We start from the raw sequence: 750 nt of genomic DNA, 5'->3' as shown, positions 1-750 counted from the left end.
ACGGCGCCCCGGCTTTGGCCGAGGCGCCGTCGCCCGAGGCGAGCGCCGACGCCGACGCCCCGTGATCTGAACCCGTCCCCGCCGCACGCCCGAAAAGGACCGGCCGCCCGATGCGCCTGAACGTCTCGGCCTACGCGATCCGCAACCCGATCGGGCCGCTGGTCCTGTTCCTCGTCCTGATCGTGCTGGGCCTCGTCAGCTTCCGCGGGCTCGCGGTGACGCGGATGCCGAACGTCGACGTGCCGATCGTCTCGGTGGCGATCACGCAGAGCGGCGCCGCGCCGTCCGAGCTTCAGACCCAGGTGACGAAGTGGGTCGAGGACTCGATCGCCGGCGTGCGCGGGGTCAAGCACATCACCTCGGCGATCACCGAGGGCTCCTCCGTCACCACCGTCGAGTTCCGGCTGGAGGTGAACACCGACCGGGCCGTCAACGACGTGAAGGACGCGGTCTCGAAGATCCGCATCAACCTGCCGCGCACCATCGACGAGCCGGTGATCAGCCGCGTCGAGATCGCCGGCCTGCCGATCCTGATCTACGGCGTCACCGCGCCGGCGATGAGCCCGGCCGAGCTGTCCTGGCTCGTCGAGGACAAGTTCGCCCGCATCCTCCAGGGGGTGAAGGGCGTCGGCGGGGTCGAGCGCGTCGGGGGCGTGGCGCGCGAGATGCGCATCGAACTCCAGCCCGACCGGCTCCTGGCGCTCGGCATCACCGCGGCCGACGTGAACCGGCAGCTGCGCCTCACCTCGG

At 71.2% G+C, this 750-nt stretch carries 1 protein-coding gene; it reads left to right on the top strand.

Annotation, left to right across the window (positions count from 1 at the left end; translation table 11 throughout):
• Positions 1 to 110 precede the first annotated feature (110 nt).
• A partial coding sequence (locus FV222_RS28170; protein WP_147816420.1) for an efflux RND transporter permease subunit occupies positions 111 to 750 on the top strand: 640 nt, incomplete at its 3' end.

Origin of the sequence: Methylobacterium sp. WL103 (assembly GCF_008039885.1) — a bacterium.
In the GTDB taxonomy this organism is placed as follows: domain Bacteria; phylum Pseudomonadota; class Alphaproteobacteria; order Rhizobiales; family Beijerinckiaceae; genus Methylobacterium; species Methylobacterium cerastii.
The sequence above is the reverse complement of the archived record's forward strand: the minus strand, read 5'-3'. Positions and strand labels throughout refer to the sequence as shown.